Here is a 2,513-nt window from a genome sequence, read left to right as displayed (position 1 = left end):
AATTACTATTTCTACAAAAAACGGAACTTTAAACGGAAAAGGAACTTTACAAATATTAAGTCAAAAAGATTTATCGACAACAAATTCTTTTGATAAACCAAATAATACTAAAGTATCATCGTCAGAATTTGAAATAAATAACGGAACTATTAAAATTGAATTAGAAGGACAATCGCTTAATGTGTTTAAAATAAAAATGTAAGTGTAGTACTAACACTTATTAAGATATTTGTTTATATTTGTTCTCAATTTTTCAGTAGTAATAAACTTTTATTAATATAATTATTTAAAATAAAATAGGTTGAAAACATACGTAATAGGTCTAGATTATGGTTCAGATTCAGTAAGAGCTGTATTGATAGACACCCAAAACGGAGCTGAATTAGCCTCAGAGGTATTTTGGTATCCAAGGTGGAAAAAACAACAATATTGTAATGCAGGAATTAATCAATTTAGGCAACATCCTTTAGATCATATAGAAGGGTTAGAACATACGATTACTTCTGTAATTTCAGAAAGTGGTGTTTCGCCAGAAGCGGTTGCAAGTATTTGTATTGATACTACAGGATCTTCACCTTTACCATTAACAAAAGACGGTACACCTTTGGCTTTAGTAGATGGTTTTAAAGAAAATCCAAATGCCTTAATGGTACTTTGGAAAGACCATACTTCTGTAAAAGAAGCAAATGAAATAAACGAGTTGGCAAGAAGTTGGGGAGGAGAAGATTATACAAAGTACGAAGGTGGAATTTATTCTTCTGAGTGGTTTTGGGCAAAAATATTGCATATCGCAAGGCAAGATAAAGCCGTAAAAGAAGCAGCTTATACTTGGATGGAACATTGTGATTATATGACTTATATGTTAGTTGATAATCAAGATTTAAAATCTTTTAAACGCAGTCGATGTGCAGCAGGACATAAAGCCATGTGGCACGAAAGCTGGAATGGTTTACCTGCAAAAGAATTCTTAACACAACTAGACCCTTATTTAGCAGAATTAAGAGGAAACCTTTACAACGAAACTTATACATCAGATGAAATTGCTGGTCATTTAAATCAAGAATGGGCAGATAAATTAGGCTTAACTACCAATACTGTTATTGCTGTGGGTACTTTTGATGCGCATTCTGGTGCAGTTGGTGCTAAAGTTGATAAACATGCTTTAGTGAGAGTAATGGGAACATCTACTTGTGATATTATGGTAGCTGATGAGAAAGTTATTGGCACTAATTGCGTAAAAGGAATTTGTGGTCAGGTAGATGGATCAGTCATTCCTGGGTTTATTGGTTTAGAAGCAGGACAATCTGCATTTGGAGATGTGTTAGCTTGGTTTAAAAATGTTTTATCATGGTCAATTGATAACTTGGTTATGACCTCTTCTATTCTTTCTGAAGACCAAAAAGAACAATTCCATAATGAAATTGAAGCCAATTTTATAAGAACGCTAGCAAGTCAAGCTGAAAAAATTCCTTTAGAAGAAGCTGTGCCAATAGCTTTAGATTGGGTAAATGGTCGTAGAACACCAGATGCTAATCAAGAATTAAAGGCAGCATTTACAGGAATCTCATTAGGCACAAAAGCACCACATATTTTTAAAGCATTAGTGAATGCCATTTGTTTTGGGTCTAAAATGATTGTAGATCGTTTTGAAGACGAAGGTGTAAAAATAGATACTGTTATTGGTATAGGAGGTGTAGCACGTAAATCGCCATTCATTATGCAAACCTTAGCTAATGTATTAAACATGCCCATAAAAGTTGCAGAATCAGATCAAGCACCAGCTTTGGGAGCAGCAATTTATGCAGCAGTTGCAGCCGGTGTTTATAAAAATGTGGTAGAAGCTAGTAAAGTAATGGGAAGTGATTTTGAAGCAGAGTATTTCCCACAATCCAATCAAGTAAAAATATATGCAGACTTCATGGAAGAATATAAAGCTTTGGGGGAATTTGTAGAAAAATCAATAATAATAGAATAATATGAGTTCCAAGTATAAGTCGCTAAAAGAAGAATGTTACGAAGCAAATATGCAATTGAATGCATTAGATCTTGTAGTTTACACCTTTGGAAATGTAAGTGCAGTAGATAGAGCAAATGCTGTATTTGCCATTAAACCAAGTGGAGTAGATTACGAAAAATTAAAACCAGAAGACATTGTTATTGTAGACTTTGATAATAATATAGTAGAAGGTACAATGCGTCCATCATCAGATACTAAAACCCATTCTTATTTATATAAAAATTGGGATGATATTGGTGGAGTTGCGCATACTCACGCCAAATTTTCTTGTGCATGGGCACAATCACAAAAAGATATACCAATTTTTGGAACAACTCATGCAGATCATTTAACAGCAGATATTCCTTGTGCGCCACCAATGAGTGATGCATTAATTGAGGGAAATTATGAGCATAATACTGGAATCCAAATTTTAGATTGTTTCAAAGAAAAAAATCTTTCTCATAAAGAAGTAGAAATGATTTTAATAGGAAATCATGGTCCTTTCTCTTGGGGA

Annotated in this window: 3 protein-coding genes; all 3 read left to right on the top strand. The window is 33.5% G+C overall.

The window, feature by feature from the left end:
• The coding region (locus tag ACTG3S_RS06880; protein ID WP_439128625.1) for a hypothetical protein at positions 1-202 on the top strand (202 nt) is incomplete at its 5' end.
• A 99-nt stretch (positions 203-301) separates the two neighbouring features.
• Complete coding sequence (locus ACTG3S_RS06875) at positions 302-1,975, top strand: ribulokinase (RefSeq protein ID WP_439128624.1); 1,674 nt, start codon at positions 302-304, stop codon at positions 1,973-1,975.
• A 1-nt stretch (position 1,976) separates the two neighbouring features.
• Positions 1,977-2,513: L-ribulose-5-phosphate 4-epimerase AraD (gene araD, locus ACTG3S_RS06870; protein ID WP_439128623.1), on the top strand; the 537-nt coding region annotated here is incomplete at its 3' end.

The organism is Polaribacter sp., from assembly GCF_965656025.1.
GTDB lineage: Bacteria > Bacteroidota > Bacteroidia > Flavobacteriales > Flavobacteriaceae > Polaribacter.
This window is presented reverse-complemented; position numbering and strand designations above follow the sequence as displayed.